This is a genomic window from Microbacterium barkeri (genome assembly GCF_027921765.1).
In the GTDB taxonomy this organism is placed as follows: domain Bacteria; phylum Actinomycetota; class Actinomycetes; order Actinomycetales; family Microbacteriaceae; genus Microbacterium; species Microbacterium barkeri.
In genome coordinates this window covers 116,153-137,810 of sequence record NZ_BSEJ01000004.1, presented here as the reverse complement: position 1 = coordinate 137,810, position 21,658 = coordinate 116,153, and the positions used below count along the sequence as shown (strand labels likewise).

Sequence of the window (21,658 nt, the reverse complement as noted above, 5' to 3'; positions counted from 1 at the left end):
AAGGACAGGCAATGAAGCTCACCAGACTGGCCGCGGGAGTCGCGGTCGGATCCCTCGCGGTCGCGTCGCTCGCGGGCTGCTCCCTCATCACGGGCGAGCAGCCGTCCGATGCGCAGGACTCGGGCAGCGGGAGCTTCCCCGAGGCCTGGGAGGAGACGATCACGATCGACGTCTTCGACGGCCTCGCGAACTACATGGGCGTGCAGAGCGGATGGTTCGCGAAGATCGTCAAGGACAAGTTCAACATGGAGCTCAACATCATCGCCCCCAACGTCGCGGGCGGAGGCGACACGCTCTACAACACCCGCGTCTCGGCGGGCGATCTCGGCGACCTCATCATCACGGACAAGGGGGAGAAGCTCGACGAGCTCATCGAGGGCGGGCTCGTGCTCGACGCGGGCGGGTACTACGACCGGATGGAGCACGCGCCCCGGTTCGACGCCGCGGTCGACAAGCTCAACGAGGGCAAGGACGGCGTCTACGCCTTCCCGACGAGCGTCTCCTCGATCCCTCCGACGGAGTCGTCGGAGGGGCTCGAGCCGACCTTCGGCCCCTACGTCCGGTGGGACTACTACGCGGAGCTCGGCTACCCCGAGGTCGGCACGCTCGAGGACCTCCTCCCGATCCTCGCCGACATGCAGGCCGCGCATCCGACCGCCGAGAACGGGCAGCCCGTCTACGGGCTGTCCCTCTTCAAGGACTGGGACGGCAACTTCATGAACAACGCCAAGCAGCCGGCGACGTTCTACGGGTACGACGAGATGGGCTTCGCGCTGGCGAAGGCCGACGGGTCCGACTACCAGAGCATCATCGACGACGACTCCGCGTACGTGCGCTCGCTGCGCTTCTTCCACGAGGCCAACGAGCTCGGCCTGGTCGACCCCGAATCGACCACGCAGAACTACGACACGATGTTCACGAAGTACCAGAACGGGCAGGTGCTGTTCTCGTTCTGGCCGTGGCTCGGCCAGTCGGCCTTCAACACGCCGGAGAACACCGCCGAGGGCAGGGGCTTCGGCATGGTGAACATGCAGGACCAGCAGATCTTCTCGTACGGCGCCGAGATCTACGGCGGCAAGCAGGTGCTCGCGATCGGCGCGGACGCCGAGGATCCGGAGCGCATCGCGGCCTTCATCGACTGGCTCTACTCGACAGAGGGCGCGTACGTGAACGGCAGCCAGACGGGCGCCGCCGCCGGACCGCAGGGCCTGACCTGGGAGGTCGGGGCGGACGGCGAGCCCGAGCTCACCGAGTTCGGCATGGAGGCGCTCCTGACCGGGGAGGCCGCTGTTCCGGAGGAATGGGGCGGCGGCACCTACCGAGACGGCGTGTCGGCGCTCAACGTCACGGTCGTGCTGCCCGCGGACGTCGACCCGGACACCGGCTTCCCGTACAGCTACACGTTCTGGCCGAGCTTCCAGGAGACCCAGTCGAACCCGTTCACCGAGGACTGGTCGGCGCACATGGACGGCGCGACCTCCACGATGGACTTCCTCGAGACGCACGACCAGATCCTCGTCGCCCCCGGCGGCGGGTACACGTCGCCCCCCGACACGTCGGAGATCGAGACGCTCCGCAACCAGATCAAGGCGCAGATCGTGCAGTACTCATGGCAGATGGTCTTCGCCCGCGACGACGCGGAGTTCGACGCCCTGCTCGACGACCTGCAGACCACGGTCGAGGGGCTCGGCTACGACAAGGTGCTCGCCTTCGACATGGAGAAGGCCGAGGCGCAGAACGACGCGCGCGTCGCGGTGGCCGAGCAGTTCGGCTGACCGTCTCGCACCGGAGGGGCCGGTCCCGCGCATGGCGCGGGACCGGCCCCTCCGGCGCTGCGCGAGGGCGCTCAGTCGTGCCGTGCGAAGGCGCTGCGGAACGCGAAGGCCGCTGCGTAGGCGCCCACGGAGAACCCGATGGTGAGCAGGATGATCCAGAACGGCGGGAGCACGAAGGCCAGGCTCGCGCAGCCCGCGGGGAGGGCGAGGAGGAGAAGGGTGCGCGCCGGATCCGCCGCCGGGAGGAGGAGTGCGCTGCGCAGGGTCTGGCGCAGGGGCTGCGCATAGCGCGCCACGAGCGCGCAGCCGTAGAGGAAGGCCGCGAAGAGCCACACGGCGCCGAGGAACGAGAGCATGCCCGCGACCGAGCCGAGCACGCTGCCGAGGGCCATCCAGAACACGCCGCTGAAGACCAGCGCAGCGGCCGGGACGCCGAAGACGAGGAGCACGACCGTGCCGCGGGCGGCGTCGCGTGGGAGCGCCGGGAAGAAGTCCGCGAGAGGGCGGCCCTGCTCGTCGTCCGAGTACCGCATCGCGACCTCGAAGAGAGCGGAGGTCGCGGCGCCGATCGTCACGACCGGAAGGCAGGCCACGAGGTACGCGACGTTGAGCCCGACGAACGTGAGGAACGTCGAGAGGCCGCTCAGGGCCCTGCCTTCGGGGTCGAGCTTCATCGCGGATCGGCCTCTCCTCGGGGGCGGCGGCCCCGGCGAACTCCTCGTCGGATTCTAGCCCGAATCAGCGAAGCGCTTCGATTCGCCGCGGCGGCCTCAGACGAGCAGGTACACCGCGCCCGCGATCGTCAGGGCGATGACGAGCCGATCGAACACGCGCTGGTCCATCCGCGACGCGACGCGGCGGCCGACGAGAGCTCCGACGATGACGGCCGGCACGAGGACGAGGTCGAGCAGGAGCGAGCCGGGCGTGATGATGCCGAGCCCGACGGAGAACGGCAGCTTCGCGATGTTCACGATCGCGAAGAACCAGGCGGATGTGCCGAGGAACGCCTTCACGGGGAACTTCGCCGCGAGGAAGTACATCGACATCACGGGGCCCGCCGCGTTCGCCACCATGGTCGTGAATCCGCCGAGCGCGCCGTACGTCGCCGCGGCGACCGCGCCCGACCGCGCTCCCGGCTCGGCCTCAGACCGGGCCTGGAGCCATCGGCGCCACAGCGTCACGGCGACGACGAGCAGCAGGAGGACGCCGATGACGCGCCGCACCCAGGCGTCGTCGGCGAGGGCGAGGAATGCCCAGCCTGCGACGAGGCCGAGCACGACCGCGGGCGCCATCCGGACGATGACCTTCCAGTCCGCGTGCCGCCGGTACGACAGCAGCGCGAACATGTCGCCCACGATGAGGAGGATGAGCAGGGCTCCGGTCGACTCCTTGGCGGGCAGGACCGCGGCGAACAGGGCGACCGAGAGCGTCGCGCCGCCCGGCACGGCGGTCTTGGACAGGCCGACGACGAGCGCGCCGATCGCGAGCGCCGCCCAGACGATCGGGGAGAGGTCGGCGATCACGCCTTGAGCCGCACGAGGCGCTCGTGGCCCGTCTCCTCGAGCTCCGCGAGGTCCTCGCGCGACTTGAGGAAGTCGGAGAACGAGCGGTATCCGAGGGCCTTCTCGCTGAACGAGGGGTCCATGCGGCGGATGTGCTGCTTCACGGCCGAGCTGTGCAGCCATCCCGCGTCATCGCCCTTGCCCTGGCCGACGCGCAGCGCCCGCTCCAGCAGGCGCGACGCGGCCGCGTGCAGGTCCTCCGGCGGCGTCTCGTCGAAGGCGAGGAACGTCTCCGGCTCCTCGGCGGGCTTGGACTTCGACGCCCGGCGCGTGCGCGGCTTCGCCTTCGGCTCTGCATCGTCCTTCGCCTCGGCCCCGGCGGCCTTCGTCGCGTCCTTCGCGCCCTCCGCCTTGTCGGCGCTCTCGCCCCTGTCATCGGTCTTCGCCTTGGCGGCGGGCTTCGCGGGCAGCTGCACGCCGGGGAGCGAGTCGTAGGGCTCGAACTCGTCGCACGCCGCGGCGAGGGACTTCGCGGTCGAGCCCGCGACGCCCACGCCGACGACGTAGCGGCCGAGGCGCCGGCAGCGCTGCGCGAGCGGCACGTAGTCGGAGTCGCCCGCGACGATCACGACGTGCGTGAGGTCGGGGAGGCGGAACATGTCCTCGACGGCGTCGACCGCGAGGCGGATGTCCGCGCCGTTCTTCGCGTACGCGGCGGCGGGGAAGAGCTGCACGAGGTCGACCGCGCGCGCGACGAGCTGCTGGCGGTAGATGGCGTTCACGGGCGACGACCAGTCGGCGTAGGCGCGCGTGAGCACGAGCGTTCCGTACGACGCCGAGTAGTCGATGACCGCGCCCACGTCGACCATCGCGCGGGACAGCCGGTCGGCGATCTCGGGATCCTGCGGGTTCTCGGCGATCCGTGCGCGGTCTCGGCTGTAGGAGTTGCGCCCGTGGACCCGGTCGTACCACGACATCACGATGTTGTCGAAGTCGAGGTAGACGGCGACCCGGCCGTCATCGTGGGTCTCGGGCACGGCGGCTCCTCAGATGGGGCGGATGGGACTCCTCCGAGCGTAGCCGCGTCGGCTGTGCGTCGCGCCGGGTGCCCATCACCCGGGTGGTGAGGGGTTGTCGGATGGCGCGCACGCCGCTACGGTCTGATGTGCGGAAAGCGTTTTCTCTCAATCTGAAACGTTTCACATCCATCGACGACGATGAGGAGTCCGACATGACCCGACCATCCGCCCGCTGGGCCGCGCGCGCCGGCGTCGGCGCGCTGGCCGCAGCACTGGTCGCAGCACTGGTCGCCGCGATGCCCGGCATCGCGGCGCACGCCGACGATCGAGAGCCGCCCGTGCCGCAGCTCGAGCGGCTCGACCGCGGCCTCGTCGCCGCGCGCACCGACGACGGCGTCTTCCTCAGCTGGCGCCTCCTCGCCGAGGAGACCTCGGGCGCAGGAGAGGCGGGGATGACCGGACCGGACTTCGCCGTCTACCGCGACGGCGAGCGGATCGCGACGGTGACGGACAGCACGAACCTCCTCGATCCCGAGGGCACGGCGTCCTCCGCCTACCGCGTGGCTCCCATCGTGAACGGCGTCGAGCTCGAGGCGAGCGGCAGCACCGCACCGTGGAACGGCGCCTCCGCGACGCTGCCGCTGCAGAAGCCGGCTGACGGCGTGACGCCCGCGGGCGAGGCGTACACCTACTCGGCGAACGACATGTCGGTGGGGGACATGGACGGCGACGGCGATTACGAGTACGTCGTGAAGTGGTATCCGTCGAACGCCAAGGACGTCTCGCAGGTCGGCTACACGGGGAACACGTACATCGACACCTACGAGGCCGATGGCACCCTGCTGCACCGCATCGACCTCGGCGTGAACATCCGCTCGGGTGCGCACTACACGCAGTTCATGGTCTACGACTTCGACGGCGACGGCCGCTCCGAGATCATGATGAAGACCGCGCCGGGCACGAGCGTGACCGCGCAGGGGCAGACGGCCTACGTCACGATCCCGGCCGATGACGCGGCCGCCGGCGTGACGGACGCGGACGACTACCGGATGTCGGCGGCGGACTACCGGGCGCACCTCGTGGAGGTGTTCCGCGGATGGAGCGAGCGCGACGAGGTCGTGTCCGGTCAGTGGCCCGCGACGCTCGAGGAGGCCTTCGGGATCGAACCGCGCTACGACTACCCCCTCTCGGAGGCCGACGCGACCGCGCTCGTCGACCACTTCATCGACGTCTATGCGCCGTCGCGGTCCGCGCGGAACCAGCTGCGGAAGTTCGAGGGCTTCGTGCTGACGGGCCCCGAGTACCTCACGGTGTTCGACGGGCTGACCGGCGCCGAGCTCGAGACGGTGGACTACAAGCCGGGCCGCGGCGACGACGGCCTGCTCTGGGGCGACTATGCCATGGCGCGGATCGAGCCGGGCAACCGCAACGACCGCTTCCTCGCGGGTGTCGCGTACCTCGACGGCGCGCACCCCTCCGCGATCTTCGCCCGCGGCTACTACACGCGCTCCACGCTCGTCGCCTACGACTGGGACGGCGAGAGCCTCTCGGAGCGCTGGTACGTCGACAGCGGGCACGCGCCCATGGCCAACCCGTTCAACGCCTCGCCGCACGGCGTGGACGGCACGGACCCCGAGTTCGGCACGCTCACGACCCAGGGATTCCACTCGCTCTCGGCGGCCGACGTCGACGGCGACGGCGGGCAGGAGATCGTGTACGGGTCGGCGACGATCGACGACGACGGGTCGCTGCTCTACAGCTCGTTCGCCGAGATGCCCGAGGGAAGCGCCGCGCCAGGGACGACGGCGCGGCTCGGGCACGGCGACGCGATGCACGTGACCGACATCCTCCCCGAGCGCAGCGGCCTCGAGATCTTCACGGTGCACGAGGGCGGCGTCTGGGCGCCCTACGGATGGGCGCTCCGCGACGCCGCGACCGGCGAGGTGCTCGAGGGCGAGTACTCCGGTCGCGACACGGGACGCGGCATGGTCGGCGACGTCGATCCCGACCAGCCGGGGCTCGAGTTCTGGGCGTCGATGCCGCCCGGTTCCGGCACGCCGGTCGAGGGGCTGGGCACCAACCAGTCCATCCGCTGGGCGGCCGACATGACGACGCAGATCGTCGAGGGCTATGGCGACGAGGACGTGCGGATCGTCGACGGCTCGGGAGAGGTGCTTCTCGAGGCCGAGGGGACGCGCTCGAACAACGGCACGAAGGGCAACCCCGCCCTCGTCGCCGACGTCTTCGGCGACTGGCGCGAGGAGCTCCTCGTGCGCTCGGCGGACAGCTCCGAGATCCGGATCCACCTCTCCACCGAGGTGACGGACCGCAAGCTCACCACCCTCATGCACGAGCCACAGTACCGTGCGGAGGTGGCGCGGCAGAACACGGCGTACAACCAGCCGAGCTACACGGGCTACCGCCTCGCCTCCGACATCGACTGGGGCGACGTGCCCGTCTACACGAGCGAGGTCGTCGCGCCGGCGCCGATCTTCGTCGACGAGGCGGGCCGCGGCCGCGACGGCTACGAGATCCCCGATGCGCACGGCGTCGCGTACTACGTCGACGGCGCCGAGGTCGCGCCCGGCTTCCATCGCGCGAAGGGCTCCGTCGAGATCGTCGCGGTGCCCGACGCGTGGTTCGCCCTCGCTCCCGAGGTCGAGTCGACGTGGGAGTTCGCGTTCCGCGCCGGTCGCTGATCCCGAAAGAGGAGGGCCGCCGCCGGCGACTGCCGGCGGCGGCCCTCCTCTGCGTCCGGGTCAGCGGCGCGCGGCGTACTGCTCGCGGATGACCGGTCGCGTGTCGACGGGGAGGGTCGCGGCGATCTGCAGCGGCCACTCCGGGCGCGTGCCGGTGAGCGCCCACGCGGCCTGGGCCGCCGCGCCGAGTGCGACGTACTCTCCCGGCTCGGGCACGACGACGGGAGCATCGAAGACCTGCGCCGCGATCGCCTGGACGGCCGCGCTCTGCGCCGCTCCGCCCACGAGGAGCACGCGCTCGGCGGCGACGCCGTGGGCGCGGATCGCGTCGAGGCCCTCCGCGAGCCCGCACAGCACGCCCTCGATCGCGGCCCTGGCGAGGTTCTCGCGGGTCGTCGAGGCGAGGGTCATTCCGAAGAGCGTCGCTGTCGCATCGGGCAGGTTGGGAGTGCGCTCGCCCTCGAACCAGGGCTGCAGCACGAGCCCGCCCGCTCCCGGCTCGGCGGCGAGGGCGAGCCGCGCGAGCTCAGCGTGGTCTGCGCCGAGAAGAGCCGCGGTCGCGTCGAGGACGCGCGCGGCGTTCAGGGTGGTGACGATCGGCAGGAAGCCGCCTGCGGCATCCGCGAACCCGGCGACCGTTCCCGTCCGGTCCTGCACCGCGACATCCGTCACGGCGAACACGGTGCCGCTCGTGCCGATCGAGATCCCGATGTCGCCCGCACGGGCATCGAGGCCGAGCGCCGCGCCCGCGTTGTCGCCGGCACCGGGTGCCACGACGAAGCCGGGGCCGTCGACGTGCTCGGCGGGGGCGAGGACGCGGGGGAGCACGATCGCGTCGGCGTCGCGGCGCAGAGCGCGTGCGAGCAGGTCGCGGTCGTAGACGTCGCGCGACGGGTCGAAGTAGGCCGTCCCGCTCGCGTCGGAGCGATCGGTCACGAGCTCCTCGAGCACGGGGCCGCGCTCGCCGTCGGGTCCGAAGCCGCGCAGGCGCCAGGTGAGCCAGTCGTGCGGAAGCGCGACGGCCGCGACGCGCGCGGCGTTCTCCGGCTCATGGTCCGCCAGCCACCGCAGCTTCGTCGCGGTGAAGGAGGCCACGGGGACCAGCCCCGCGCGCTCCGCGAAGGCCTCGGCGCCGACCTCCGCGGTGAGCGCGGCCGCGGCATCGGCCGAGCGCGTGTCGTTCCAGAGGAGGGCGGGGCGGATGACCTCGCCGCGCGCGTCGAGAGCGACCATGCCGTGCTGCTGCCCCGCGATCGACACCGCGTCGACGTCGGAGAGCCCGCCGGCGTCGGCGATCGCCGACTGCAGCGCGTCCCACCAGTGCCAGGGGTCGACCTCGGAGCCGTCGGGGTGCGATGCGCGGCCCGTGCGCGCGATCTCGCCGGTGGCGAGATCGCGCACGACGACCTTGCAGCTCTGCGTGGACGAGTCGATGCCCGCGACGAGAGTCATCCGCGCCGTCCTCAGCGGGCGCCGAGCAGGTGCTCGGTCGCGAGCTGCTGCAGCCGCACGAAGCCGAAGCCGTGGCCGCCCAGGTACGCGTCGGCGTCGAAGTCCTCGTACGCCGAGCGGTCGGCGAGGAGGTCGTCGTACGACTCGCCCTCGTTCAGGGTCGGCTGGCCGAGCTCGAGCACCTTCGCGCTCGCGAGCGCCTCCTGCACCTCGGGGTCGGCGCGGAAGGCGGCCGCCCGCTCCTTGAGGAGGAGGTAGGTGCGCATGTTCGCGGAGACCGAGTCCCACACGCCCGTCTCGTCCTCGGTGCGGCTGGGCTTGTAGTCGAAGTGGCGGGGGCCGTCGTAGGCGGGGACGCCGCCGGGGCCGCCGTTCTCGAGGAGGTCGACGAGCGCGAACGCGTTGTGCAGGTCGCCGTGACCGAAGACGAGGTCCTGGTCGTACTTGATGCCGCGCTGGCCGTTGAGATCGATGTGGAAGAGCTTGCCGTGGTACAGCGCCTGCGCGATGCCCGCCGCGAAGTTCAGTCCCGCCATCTGCTCGTGGCCGACCTCGGGGTTGAGGCCCACGAGCTCGGGGCGCTCGAGCGAGTCGATGAACGCGATCGCGTGGCCGAGCGTCGGGAGGAGGATGTCGCCGCGCGGCTCGTTCGGCTTCGGCTCGATCGCGAACCGGATGTCGTAGCCCTTGTCGGTGACGTAGTCGCCGAGGAGGTTGACCGCCTCGCGGTAGCGCTCGAGAGCCGCGCGGATGTCCTTCGCGGAGTCGTACTCCGCTCCCTCGCGACCGCCCCACATGACGAAGGTCTTGGCGCCGAGCTCGGCGGCGAGGTCGACGTTCCGCAGCACCTTGCGCAGCGCGAAGCGGCGCACCTGGCGGTCGTTGGAGGTGAAGCCGCCGTCCTTGAAGACGGGGGCGCTGAACAGGTTCGTCGTGACCATCGGGACGACGACGCCGGTGTCGGCGAGCGCGCCCTTGAGCCGGTCGATCTGCTTCTGCCGCTCGTCGTCGGTCGAGCCGAACGCGAACAGATCGTCGTCGTGGAATGTGAGGCCGTAGGCGCCGAGCTCGGCGAGCTTCTCGACCGCGTGCACGACGTCGAGCGCCGGTCGGGTCGGGCCGCCGAACGGGTCGGTGCCGTTGTAGCCGATGGTCCAGAGACCGAACGAGAACTTGTCGTCCTTGGTGGGTGTGAGCGACATGAGGATCCGCCTTCAGCGTCGTCGGTGAAATGTTGTGGAAATGAACATATCACCAACCCTGCTCGCGGATCCAGTCCACCGCGAGGCGTGTCCATCCCTCGAGCGGTCCGAGGCCGGTTGCGAGTCCCTTTCCGTGCGCGCCCTCCGCGAAGACGTGCAGGTCGGCGGGCACGCCGTGACGGACGAGCGCGCGGGTGTAGGCGAGCGCGTGCGTCACCGGGACCGCCTCATCGGCGGCCGTGTGCCACAGGAACGTCGGCGGCGTGCGCTCGTCGACGAGAGCGTCGGCGTCGAGCGCCGCACGGGCGGCGACGGGCGCGTCGGGGCCGAGGAGCGCGTCGACGGAGCCCCGGTGCACGAGATCGGTCATCGAGATGACCGGATAGCAGAGGATGGCCAGGTCGGGCCGCGCGTCGACGTCGTGCGCCGCGCGCTCCGCCGCCGTGGGCGCGCTGCTGAGCGTGGCCGCGAGGTGGCCGCCCGCCGAGAAGCCGAGGACGCCGATCCGCGACACGTCGAAGGCCCCGTGCTCGCCGCGGCGGAGGGCGGCCAGGAGCGACCGGGTCGCGACGATGGGCTCGGGATGGCGCTGCGGCGCGACCGGGTAGCGGAAGACCACGGCGTTCAGTCCCGCGTCGTTCAGCCACGCCGCGACGGGCTCGGCCTCGTGCGGGGCGTGATGCGCGTAGCCGCCTCCCGGCAGCACGAGCATGAGCGGCCGGCTCTCGGGAGCCTCGGCGCGGGCGGGCAGGAAGACGATCTCGTCGGCGTGGGTCATGCTCGTTTCCTACCATCCGCGCGCACCGTATCGTGGTCCGCGTGTGCCCTGATGCGATGACGCCCGACCGCACGACCGACCCCGACGAGACCTCCCGACGCGCGCGCCGGCGCGGTGGCCGGCGGCTCGTCTTCGAGGGGGAGGCGCGCGAGTGGCTCGAGGCCCTTCCTCTCGGCAACGGCCGCATCGGCGCGATGTGCGGAGGCGGCGCGCGGGCCGTGCTGCACCTCAACGAGGAGAGCGTCTGGTCGGGAGCGCCGTGGCGAGACGAGCGGCAGCGTCCGCTCGCGCCCGAGGAATCGCAGCGCCTGCTCGCCGAAGCGCGCCGCGCCGTGCTCGAGGGCCGGCCGCGCGAGGCGGAGGAGCTGCTCCAGCGCCGTCAGTCGGGCTACAGCCAGGCGTTCCTGCCGGTCGGGTCGCTCGTCGTCGGCCCGCGCGCGGGGGCGGATCGCACTCCCGTCGTCCGCGCCCTCGACCTCGGCGCGGCCGTCCACGAGCTGCGCGCGGGCGACCAGACCGCGGAGACCTTCGTGTCGGCGGCCGACGACGTGCTCGTCCACGCGGTGTCCGGCGCCGCCGCGCCGATCGAGCTGTCGTTCTCGACGCCCCTGCGCGAGACGGCGCGCGAGGAGCTCGCCGACGGCTTCGCGGCCCTCCTCGCGGCGCCCCTCGACGTCGCGCCCGGACACGAGCCCGACCTCCCCGCCGCGACGTGGCCCGACGACGGCGAGCGCACCGTCGAGGTCGCCGTCGTCCTCCGCCGCCGAGAGGAGGGGGAGCGGACCGTGTTCGCTCTCGCGATCGAGACCACGTATGCGGGGCCCACGGCCGAGCTCTCGTCGCCCGATGACGCGCTCCGCCGGGCGCACGAGCGGGCCGAGGCCGCCCTCGCGAGCGGATACGAGCGCCTGCGGGCAGCGCACGTCCGCGCGCACGCCGAGCTCTTCGACCGCGTGCGGATCGACCTCGGGCGCGCTCCCGACGCGTCCACCTCCGAGCGTCTCGAGCGCGCGCGCAGCGCAGGCGACGTCGCCGCGGCGGATCCCGATCTCGTCGCGACGCTGTTCGACTACGGCCGGTACCTGCTGATCTCGTCCTCGCGGCCGGGTCGGCTCCCCGCGAACCTGCAGGGTCTGTGGAACGCCGAGATGCGTCCGCCGTGGAGCTCGAACTACACGCTCAACATCAACACCGAGATGAACTGCTGGGCCGCCGAGGTGACCGCTCTTCCGGAGACCGCACAGCCGCTCATCCGCTTCGTGGGCGCCCTCGCCGAGCGCGGCGCGCGGACGGCGGCGATCGACTACGGCGCGCCCGGCTGGGTGGCGCACCACAACAGCGACGCGTGGGCCTTCACCGCCACGGTGGGCGCGGGGCACGGCTCTCCCTGCTGGGCGTTCTGGCCGTTCGCAGGACCGTGGCTCATTCGCCACCTGTCCGAGCACGTCGCGTTCGGCTCGGCGCCGGACGGCTTCGTCGACGGCACGCTCCGCCCGCTCGCCCGCGGCGCGGCGGAGTTCCTCCTCGCCTGGCTCGTCCGCCTGCCCGACGGCTCCCTCGGGACCGCGCCGTCGACATCCCCCGAGAACACCTTCCGGGTGGGCGGCCACGAGGTCGGCGTCGGCGTCACGAGCACGATGGACCTCGCGCTCGCGCGCGAGCTGCTCGGCACCGTCGTGACGCTCGGTCCCGAAGACGACCCGCTCGTGGGCGCCGCCCGCGACGCGCTCGACGCGCTGCCCGAGGTCTCGTCGCGTGCGACCGACGAGGGCGTCCTCGAATGGGACGCCGTCGTCGATGAGGTCGACCCGCAGCATCGCCACGTCAGCCATCTCTACCCGCTCTATCCCGGCGATGCGGCCGACGAGGCCTTCGAGCGCGCGGCGGCCGTGACGCTCGACCGCCGCGGGCTCGACTCGACCGGCTGGTCGCTCGCGTGGAAGACGGCGCTCTGGGCGCGCCTCGGGCGCGCGGACCGCGTCGCGGATCTCCTGCGGCTCTTCTTCCGCGACGCGCGCGGGATCGGCTTCGGCGAGGCGGGCGGACTCTACGCGAACCTCTTCGCGGCGCACCCGCCCTTCCAGATCGACGGGAACCTCGGGTTCACGGGCGGGTTCGCGGAGTGCCTCCTGCAGAGCCATCGCGGGCGGATCGACCTCCTGCCCGCCGTGCCGACGGCGCTCGCGTCCGGCCGGGTCGCGGGGCTCATCGCGCGGCCGGGCGTCGTCGTCGACATCGCCTGGGCGGACGGCCGTCTCGTGTCCGCGCGCCTGCGCGCGCGATCCGGGCGGGATGGCCGGATGCGGCTGCGCTGGGGCGGCCGCGAGATCGAGGTCGAGGTGTCGTCGGGGGCCGACACGGTCGTGTCGGCCGCCGACTTCGACGACTGAGCGCGCGTGTCGGCGCCCGTGCGGTCGGCCTGGGGTTGAAAGGGCGGAAGGGGCGCGCTAGGGTCAAGCGAAGCGCTTCGACAATGGGGTGCGAGAACGTCCGCCGCGACGAGGCCGCGTCTGCGCGCCATCGGCCGAAGGGACCCGTGCCGCAGAGGACCGGGACGCATCGCCTCGTCGCGGCGGCGCGGCCCGCCGACGACGGCGAGGAGGGATCGAGGATGACCGACGGCACGCGCGGCCCGTATGCGCCCGGCATGCTCCTGTTCGGCGGCGACTACAACCCCGAGCAGTGGCCGCGCGAGATCTGGCGGGAGGACATCGCCCTCATGCGGCGCGCGCGGGTGAACACCGTGACGCTCGGCGTGTTCTCCTGGGCGCTGCTCGAGCCGCGCGAGGGCCGGTTCGAGACCGGCTGGCTCGACGAGGTCATCTCCCTGCTCGACGAGGCCGGCATCGGGTTCTTCCTCGCCACGCCGACCGCGTCGCCGCCACCGTGGTTCACGCTCGCGCACCCTGACGCGATGCCCGTCGGGCCCGACGGGGTCGTGCTCTCGCACGGCTCCCGCGACACGTACGCGGTGAGCGCGCCCGCGTACCGCGAGGCGTCCCGGCGGATCGCGCGGATGCTCGGCGAGCGATACGGACGCCACCGCGGTCTGCGGGGATGGCACATCCACAACGAGTACGGGACGCTCGACTACGGGCCGCATGCGGCGCGCGCCTTCCGCGCCTGGCTGCGGAGCCGCTACGGCGATCTCGACGCGCTGAACGCCGCGTGGGGCACCGCGTTCTGGTCGCAGCGCTACGGGACGTGGGAGGAGATCCTCCCTCCGCGCGCCACGCAGTACCTGCACAGCCCCGCGCTCCTCATCGACTTCCGGCGGTTCTCCTCCGACGAGATGCTCGCGGCGTTCGAGGAGCAGAAGGCGGAGATCCGCGCGGCCGGCTCGTCCGCTCCGGTCACGACGAACTTCATGCTGCCCACCTGGAACCACCTCGAGCAGTGGTCGTGGTCCGCCGCGCAGGACATCGTGTCGATCGACCACTACCTGGACACGACCGGCCCGGACGGCGAGGCGCACGTGGCCTACGGCGCGGACCTCACCCGGTCATGGGCGGGCGGGCCCTGGGTGCTCATGGAGCAGAACGCGCGCGGCATCCGCGTGGGCGATCGCACGCACGCCAAGACAGCTGATCGGATGATCCGCAACTCCCTCGGCTACATCGCGCGCGGCTCGCAGAGCTCGCTCTTCTTCCAGTGGCGGCAGAGCGCGGCGGGAGCCGAGCAGTGGCACGGCGCGCTCGTGCCGCACGGGGGCGGCGACTCGCCGCTGTTCGAGCCCGTGGTCGAGCTCGGCCGGATCCTCGAGGCCATCGGCGAGGTCGCCGAGCCGCCGGCCGATGGCCCGGTCGTTCCGGCCGAGGTGGGGATCGTCTGGCACGCCGACGGCTGGTGGGCGCTCGAGACGCCGCACCTGCCCAACGACGCGCTGTCGTACTCCGACGAGGTGCGGGCGACGCACCGCGCGCTCTGGCGGAAGGGCATCGCGACGGAGTTCGTGCGGCCGGGCGGGGAGGTCTCGCACCTGCGCCTGCTCGTGGTGCCCGCGCTGTACGCCATGGCGCGGGAGACCGTCGGATGGCTCGAGGGGTTCGTGCGGGCGGGCGGGCGCCTCGTCGTCACGACGCCGTCCGGGTTCGCGGACGAGAGCCTCCGGATCGGCGCCGGCCGCTACCCTGCGCTGCTGAGCGACCTCCTGGGCGCAGGCGCGGACGAGATCGTGCCGCTCGACCCGGGCGCTGGCGTCGCGATCGAGGGCGGCCTGCGTGCGGAGGAGTGGACCGAGCGCCTGTATGCGTCGGATGCGCGCGTCCTCGCGCGCTACGTCGACGGCCCGCTCGCGGGGCACGCCGCCATCACCGAGGCCGAGCGGGGCGCGGGGACGGCGGTCTACGTGTCGGCCCGACTCGCTCAGGAATCCCGCGACATCCTGCTCGCCGAGCTCGCGCAGCGCGCGGGGGCGCGCGAGACGGTCGCGGGCGCCGCAGCGCTCGGCGTCGAAGCCGTGAGGCGGCGCGGGGCGCGGGCGGACTTCCTCTTCCTCCTCCACCACGGCGCCGAGCCGGTGCGGGTGCGCGGCGAGGCGCGCGAGCTCATCCGAGCGAGCGACCTCTCGCGCGGGCTCACGCTCGATCCGGGAGCGAGCGCCGTCCTGCGCGTCGCGCGCGGCGCGGAGGTGGAGATCGAGCGGATGGTCGGGCCATGATATGAGTTGCCGGGGGCCTATGCTCGCGGATAGGATCGCGGGATCAGTCGAAGCGCTTAGACGACGGAGTGAAGATGGCGACGATCAACGAGGTGGCGAAGCTCGCCGGCGTGTCGATCAGCACGGTCTCGTACGCCCTCTCCGGCAAGCGCACGATCTCGCGCTCGACGCGCGAGCGGATCGACCAGGCCATCGCAGAGCTCGACTACCAGCCGCACGCCGCCGCGCGCATCCTCGCCGGGGCCCGGACGCAGATCCTCGCCCTCAGTGCACCGCTGCGCGCCGACGGGCACCTGCCGACGCACATGCGGTTCACCTCCGCGGTCGTCGAGGCCGCGCGCGGGCGCGACTACGACGTGCTGCTGCTCGCCCGCGACGACGAGGTGAACGGCATCCGGAGGGTGAGCGCGAGCTCCCTCGTCGACGGCGTCGTGATGATGGGCGTCGCCGAGGATGACGAGCGGCTTCCGATCGTCCGCGCGGGGCGCATCCCCGCTGCGCTCATCGGCATCTCCGAGCACGCGCAGGGGGTCGCCTGCGTCGACTTCGACTTCGAGACGGCGGCGCGCGACGCCATCGCGCGACTCGCCGATGCGGGCCATCGCGTCGTGGGCATGATCGGCCACCCGCACAGCTTCGTGGATCGGCGCGCGGGATTCATCGGCCGCTTCGATCACGCTCTCGAGCAGGCCGCTCAGGAGCGGGGCGTCCGTCTCGTTCGTCAGTGGGCGGGCATCGAGCGGGGGACGGGTGCGGAGGCGGTCAACCTCATCCTCGGGGCGGCCCCCGACGTCACGGCGATCGTGTTCCACTGCAACGAGCCGGTCGTGGAGGAGGCGCTGCGGCGCCTGGACGAGCGCGGGCTGCGCGTCCCGCACGACATCTCCCTCCTCGCAGCCGCGGCGAGCTACGACCCGGGGCGGCTCGAGCACCGGCTGAGCGGAACGACGCTTCCCATCGAGGAGATGGGGAGGATCGCCGTCGAGGGCATGCTCGCGGCGGTCGAGGGCGTCGTGCCGGGCCCGCCTCGCCTGCTGCCGCCCGCGTTCATCGACCGCAGCTCGATCGCGCCGCCCGCCTGAGGCGCGCCGCACCGACGCGCGTCTGCGCGTCGGTCATCGAAGCGCTTCGAGAATTTCTCATCCACTCCGCCCGCCGATGGGCGTCACGACAGGAGCATCCCGGCCATGAAGTTCACCGACGGGTTCTGGCAGCTGCGGCAGGGCGTCGACGCCCTCTACGGGCGCGAGGCGTACGACGTCTGGTCCGACGGGCGCACGCTGAACGCGACCGTGCCGACGAAGGTCATCGAGCGCCGCGGCGACACCCTGAACCGCGCGACCCTCACGGTCTCGCTGCACTCGCCGCTGCCCGGGGTGATCGGCGTGCGCATCGAGCACCACCAGGGCGGCCGAGGCGAGGTCTCGTTCGACCTCGTCGGCGCCGAGGACGGGCACGGCGACGTCGTCGTGGACGAGGCGGCCGGCAGCATCACGAGCGGCCGCATCCGCGCGACCATCACCCGTGGAGCTCCGTGGAGCCTCGTCTTCCACGATGTCGAGACCGGGCGGGTGCTCACGTCGAGCGGCGAGAAGTCGCTCGGCTACATCCGCCTCGCCCCGGACGCCGCGGTCGAACGGGGGCCGCTCGGCGCGACGGGAGCCGGCGCCTACGTCCATGAGCAGCTGGCCCTCGACGTCGGCGAGCTCATCTACGGGCTGGGCGAGCGATTCGGGCCCCTCGTGAAGAACGGCCAGACGGTCGACATCTGGAATGCCGACGGCGGCACCTCGAGCGAGCAGGCGTACAAGAACGTCCCGTTCCATCTCTCGAGCCGGGGATACGGCGTGCTCGTGGATCATCCGGGCCACGTCTCCTACGAGGTCGGGTCGGAGGCCGTCGAGCGCGTGCAGTTCTCGGTCGCGGGCGAGTCCCTCAGCTACTACGTCTTCGCCGGCGGCGACCCCGCCGGCGTGATCGAGCGCTACACGGCGCTGACCGGGCGCCCGGCTCGCCTGCCCGCGTGGTCGTACGGCCTGTGGCTCACCACGAGCTTCACGACCGACTACGACGAGGCGACCGTGACGCGCTTCATCGAGGGGATGGCCGAGCGCGACATCCCGCTCGGCACGTTCCACTTCGACTGCTTCTGGATGCGCGAGTTCAACTGGTGCGACTTCGAGTGGGACCCGCGCGTGTTCCCGGATCCCGAAGGGCTGCTCGGCCGTCTGCACGAGCGCGGGCTGCGCGTGTGCGTCTGGATCAATCCGTACATCGGCCAGCGCTCGCCGCTCTTCGCGGAGGGCAAGGAGAAGGGCTACTTCGTCACGCGGCGCGACGGCTCAGTCTGGCAGTGGGATCTGTGGCAGGCGGGCATGGCGCTCGTCGACTTCACGAACCCCGATGCGACGGCGTGGTACCAGGACCACCTCCGGCGGCTCATCCGCCAGGGCGTCGACTGCTTCAAGACCGACTTCGGCGAGCGCATCCCGCTCGAGATCGACTACTTCGACGGCTCGAGCCCCGAGCGGATGCACAACCTCTACACCCAGCGCTACAACGAGGCCGTGTTCGAGGTGCTCGAGGCCGAGCGCGGCGAGGGCGAGGCCGTGCTGTTCGCGCGGTCGGCGACCGCCGGCGGCCAGCGGATGCCCGTGCACTGGGGCGGCGACAACACGTCGTCGTTCGCGTCGATGGCCGAGAGCCTCCGCGGCGGCCTCTCGCTCTCGCTCAGCGGCTTCGGCTTCTGGAGCCACGACATCGGCGGATTCGAGGGCATGCCTGACCCCGCGGTCTTCAAGCGCTGGCTCGCGTTCGGGCTCCTCTCGAGCCACAGCCGCCTGCACGGATCCACGAGCTACCGGGTGCCGTGGCTGTTCGACGAGGCGGAGGGGCGCGATGAGGCCGATGCCGAGAGCGCGGTCTCGGTCGCCCGCCGGTTCACCCGCCTCAAGCTCGCGCTCATGCCGTACCTGCACGCGGCCGGACTCGAGGCGCACCGCACCGGCACGCCGGTCATGCGGCCCATGCCGCTCGCGTTCCCCGGCGATCCCGCCACCGCGTACCTCGACCGGCAGTACATGCTCGGGCCGGACCTGCTCGTCGCGCCCGTGTTCTCGGCGGACGGCGCGGTGGATCTCTACCTGCCCGCGGGGGAGTGGACAAGCCTTCTCACGGGTGAGACAGTGAGCGGCGGATGGCGCCGCGAGACCCATGCGTTCGACAGCGTTCCGCTGTACGTCCGCCCCGGCGCCGTCGTGCCGGTCGGCGCGCGCGACGACACGACCGACTACGACTACCTCGACGACCTCACGCTGCGGGTCGCGCCGGGCGGAGCGGACGGCGAGAGCGCCCTCACGGTGACCGCGGCGGATGGCCGGACGGCGCGCTTCCGCGTCGAGCGCGCGCAGGGATCCGTCCGCATCTCCTCCGAGGAGGTCGTCGCCTTCTCGATCGGCGCGATCGGCGGCGAGACCGTCCGCGCGTCCGACGGGGTCGCCGAGCTCGCCCTCTGACCCGGCGGCTGCGCGGTCCTGTCGCACGAGGAGCGCCTCTCCGCAGGCGGGTGAGGGCATCGATATCGATAACGATTTCGCAACGCTAAGTTTGGGATCGCAACTTTTCCTTGCGCGGAGCGCACGGCGTCCACCAGCCTGGGTGCCGACCATCCGTCCCGCGCAAAGGAGCGTGCATGATGCCCTCACCCCTTCGCAGACGCCGCCGCGGCGTGCTCGCCGCGCTTGCCGCGTCGCTGCTCGCCGCCTCGGCCCTTGCGGCTGTTCCGGCCGCCGCCGAGGAGGCGCCGCCCGCGATCGCGACCGACTTCGAGAGCGGGCTCGACGGCTGGGCGCCGCGCGACAGCGGATCCGGCGCGCCGACCGTCACCGTGACCGACGCCGATGCCCACGCGGGGGTCGGGGCCGCGCTCATCGCGGACCGCACCTCGCAGGGCAGCGGGATCATCCGCGATGTGACGGGCGTGCTCATCCCCGGCGAGACGTACGACCTCACCGCCTGGGTGCGCTTCGCGCCCGGACAGCCCGCCGACGCCGTGTGGGCGAGCATGGCGCGGACGACCGCGGGCGCGACGAGCTACGACACGATCGCGCAGCACGCCGCAGCGACCGACACGGGCTGGACGCAGCTCAGTGCGCGGTTCACGATGGGCGCCGCCGAGAGTGCGCAGCTGTACTTCGAGACGGCGTACGGCGGCACGAACACCTCCGACCTCCTCGTCGACGACATCGTCGTCACGCCGGTCGGTGACCCGCAGGTCGAGGATGCGGTCCCGCTGAAGGACACGGTCGACTTCCCCGTCGGCGTCGCGATCGACAGCCGCGAGACGACGGGCGCGGCAGCGGAGCTCCTCACGCGGCACTTCGACCAGATCACGCCCGAGAACCACATGAAGCCCGAGGCCTGGTACGACGCGGACCGCGTGTTCACGCCGCATCCTGAGGCGATCGCTCTCATGGACTTCGCGCGAGATGAGGGCCTGCGGCTCTACGGCCACGTGCTCGTCTGGCACGGCCAGACGCCGGCCTGGTTCTTCGAGCACGACGACGGCACGCCGCTCACGAACTCGGAAGCCGATCAGGCCATCCTCGCCGAGCGCATGCGCACGCACATCTTCGCGGTCGCCGAGTACCTCTCGTCCGGATGGGGCGCGTTCGGAGCGGAGAACCCGCTCGTCGCGCTCGACGTCGTCAACGAGGTCATCGACGACGGCGCGCAGTACGCCGACGGCATGCGCCGCAGCCGCTGGTACGACGTGCTCGGCGAGGAGTTCGTCGACCTCGCGTTCCAGTACGCCGACGAGGCGTTCAACCACGTGTACGCCGCGGACGGCGCCGACCGCCCGGTCACGCTCTTCATCAACGACTACAACACCGAGCAGGCGGGCAAGCAGGACCGATACGCGGCGCTCGTCGACCGCCTTCTCGCGCGCGGCGTGCCCGTGGACGGCGTGGGGCATCAGTTCCACGTGTCGCTGTCGACGCCCGTCTCCGCGCTCGCCGGCGCGCTCGACCGGTTCGCCGACGTGGGGGTGACGCAGGCCGTCACCGAGCTCGACGTGACGACCGGCACGCCGGTCACGGACGCGCTGCTCGTCGACCAGGGCTACTACTACCGCGCCGTCTTCGACGCGTTCCGCGAGCGTGCGGGCGAGCTGTTCTCCGTGTCGGTCTGGGGTCTCACCGACGGACGCTCGTGGCGCGTGGACTCGGGGGCGCCCCTTCTGTTCGACGACGCCCTGCAGGCGAAGCCCGCGTTCCACGGGGCCGCCGGGGGAGAGCTGCCGCCGCCGGCGCGCAGCGCGTCGGTCTTCCAGGGTGCGGTGCCGCTCGACGCGGATGCCGCCTCGGATGTCGCCTGGCGCCAGCTCCCTCTGCACGAGGCGGGTGATGCCGCGCGCTTCCAGCTGCGCTGGGACGCCGACCGGCTGACCGTGTATGTCGAGGTCGACGACACCACGCCGGGCGACGATCGCGTGGTGCTCTCCTGGAACGACGAGACAGCGGATGTCCCGCGCGGGGGAGGCGCCGAGGTCGAAGCGGTGGTCTCGGAGACGGCGACGGGGTACGCCGTGGTCGCGGCGCTGCCGCTCGCGGCCGCCGAGGGCGACAGTGTCCTGTTCGACGTGCGCGTCGTGGATGACGGATCGCCGCGCGGCGGCTGGAGCGCCGAGGGCACGCAGGGCTCGCTCGCGCTCGTCGGCCCTCTCGCGTACGCCGAGGTCCCTGAGGCCGCATCAGCGCCCGTGATCGACGGTGCGCCGGACGACGTGTGGGCGGACGCCGCGACGGTCGCGGCGGACATCCAGGTCGACGGCGAGGCGGGTGCGACCGCCCAGGCGCGGCTCCTCTGGCGGGACGACGTGCTGTACGTCCGCGCCGAGGTCGCCGACCCGGTGGTCGACGTCAGCGGCGTGGACCCCTGGATCCAGGACTCGGTCGAGATCTACGTCGACGCCGGCAACGCCAAGAACGGCGCCTACCGTGCGCAGGACATGCAGCTGCGCGTGAACGCCGACGGCGTCGTCTCCTTCGGCGCCGGCGACGAGGCCGCGCAGGATGCGCGCACGGACACCGCAGCCGCGCGGACCGAGACGGGCTACGTCGTCGAGGCGGCGATCCGCCTCGATGGCGCGGGTGGGCCGGGCACCTTCCAGGGCCTCGACGTCCAGGTGAACGACGCGGCCGCCGGTGCCCGCACGGGCATCCGCAACTGGGCCGACCCGACGGGGCTGGGCTACCAGTCGACCGCGCGCTGGGGTGTCGTCCAGCTCGTCGCCGCGCCGCAGGAGCCGTCGATCACGGTGCCCGCCGGTGCCCAGGCGGGGGCGGAGGCCGTCGTCACGGTCACCGGCGCTGCGCCGGGTGAGACGGTCGAGGTGCGTGCCGCGCGCGGCGAGGGACGCACGGGCGAGGTGATCGGCACGGCGGCGGCCGACGCGCGCGGCGTCGCGGAGGTGACGGTCACCCTCCCGGACCGCCCCGGCGTGTGGCAGCTGACTGCGAGCGCGGACGGCGACATCCTCGCCCAGACGCGGGTGAAGCTGAGTCGCTGA

Annotated in this window: 13 protein-coding genes; 7 read left to right on the top strand and 6 right to left on the bottom strand. The window is 72.2% G+C overall.

Going from position 1 to position 21,658, the window contains the following annotated elements:
• Positions 1-11: 11 nt before the first annotated feature.
• Entirely contained in the window at positions 12-1,775 is a 1,764-nt protein-coding gene (locus PKE79_RS06090; protein WP_271172778.1) for a type 2 periplasmic-binding domain-containing protein, read from the top strand.
• Between the two features lie 71 nt (positions 1,776-1,846).
• Here PKE79_RS06090 and PKE79_RS06085 read toward each other — a convergent pair whose 3' ends face one another.
• The 3 genes from PKE79_RS06085 to PKE79_RS06075 form a co-directional block, all read right to left on the bottom strand.
• Positions 1,847-2,449, bottom strand: coding sequence for a DUF624 domain-containing protein (locus tag PKE79_RS06085; protein WP_271172777.1), 603 nt, complete (start codon positions 2,447-2,449; stop codon positions 1,847-1,849).
• A 96-nt stretch (positions 2,450-2,545) separates the two neighbouring features.
• The gene (locus PKE79_RS06080; RefSeq protein WP_374727774.1) at positions 2,546-3,295 is read right to left on the bottom strand and encodes a sulfite exporter TauE/SafE family protein; all 750 of its coding nucleotides are present in this window, start codon (positions 3,293-3,295) and stop codon (positions 2,546-2,548) included.
• On the bottom strand, positions 3,295-4,314 hold the full coding sequence (locus tag PKE79_RS06075; protein ID WP_271172775.1) for an NYN domain-containing protein: 1,020 nt from the start codon (positions 4,312-4,314) through the stop codon (positions 3,295-3,297). Before PKE79_RS06075 ends, PKE79_RS06080 begins: the two co-directional genes overlap by 1 nt.
• A gap of 194 nt (positions 4,315-4,508) precedes the next feature.
• Here PKE79_RS06075 and PKE79_RS06070 point away from each other — a divergent pair, with 194 nt between their 5' ends.
• Positions 4,509-6,995: a rhamnogalacturonan lyase gene (locus PKE79_RS06070; protein WP_374727738.1), complete on the top strand. Its 2,487-nt coding sequence runs from the start codon at positions 4,509-4,511 to the stop codon at positions 6,993-6,995.
• Positions 6,996-7,055: 60 nt separating this feature from the next.
• Here the strand turns inward: PKE79_RS06070 and xylB are convergent, their stop codons facing one another.
• Genes xylB through PKE79_RS06055 form a run of 3 tightly spaced genes read right to left on the bottom strand, consistent with a single transcriptional unit; the run spans position 7,056 to position 10,427 of the window.
• Positions 7,056-8,447 (bottom strand): xylulokinase, encoded by a 1,392-nt coding sequence (gene xylB / locus PKE79_RS06065; RefSeq protein WP_271172774.1) that lies wholly within the window; start codon positions 8,445-8,447, stop codon positions 7,056-7,058.
• A gap of 11 nt (positions 8,448-8,458) precedes the next feature.
• Positions 8,459-9,649, bottom strand: a complete 1,191-nt coding sequence (gene xylA, locus PKE79_RS06060) for a xylose isomerase (protein ID WP_271172773.1) — start codon at positions 9,647-9,649, stop codon at positions 8,459-8,461.
• A 49-nt stretch (positions 9,650-9,698) separates the two neighbouring features.
• The gene (locus tag PKE79_RS06055; RefSeq protein WP_271172772.1) at positions 9,699-10,427 is read right to left on the bottom strand and encodes an alpha/beta hydrolase; all 729 of its coding nucleotides are present in this window, start codon (positions 10,425-10,427) and stop codon (positions 9,699-9,701) included.
• A gap of 56 nt (positions 10,428-10,483) precedes the next feature.
• On the opposite strand from PKE79_RS06055, the gene PKE79_RS06050 reads away from it, so the two are divergent.
• The 5 genes from PKE79_RS06050 to PKE79_RS06030 all read left to right on the top strand — a co-directional run bounded on the left by PKE79_RS06050 (position 10,484) and on the right by PKE79_RS06030 (position 21,658).
• Positions 10,484-12,817, top strand: coding sequence for a glycosyl hydrolase family 95 catalytic domain-containing protein (locus PKE79_RS06050; protein WP_271172771.1), 2,334 nt, complete (start codon positions 10,484-10,486; stop codon positions 12,815-12,817).
• Positions 12,818-12,963: 146 nt separating this feature from the next.
• On the top strand, positions 12,964-15,087 hold the full coding sequence (locus tag PKE79_RS06045) for a beta-galactosidase (RefSeq protein ID WP_271172770.1): 2,124 nt from the start codon (positions 12,964-12,966) through the stop codon (positions 15,085-15,087).
• A gap of 74 nt (positions 15,088-15,161) precedes the next feature.
• A complete protein-coding gene (locus tag PKE79_RS06040) occupies positions 15,162-16,169 on the top strand; it encodes a LacI family DNA-binding transcriptional regulator (protein ID WP_271172769.1) in 1,008 nt (335 codons plus the stop codon).
• A gap of 105 nt (positions 16,170-16,274) precedes the next feature.
• Positions 16,275-18,602 carry an alpha-xylosidase gene (gene yicI / locus PKE79_RS06035; protein WP_271172768.1) on the top strand — a complete coding sequence of 776 codons (2,328 nt, stop codon included), beginning with the start codon at positions 16,275-16,277 and terminating at the stop codon, positions 18,600-18,602.
• A gap of 176 nt (positions 18,603-18,778) precedes the next feature.
• A complete protein-coding gene (locus PKE79_RS06030) occupies positions 18,779-21,658 on the top strand; it encodes an endo-1,4-beta-xylanase (RefSeq protein WP_271172767.1) in 2,880 nt (959 codons plus the stop codon).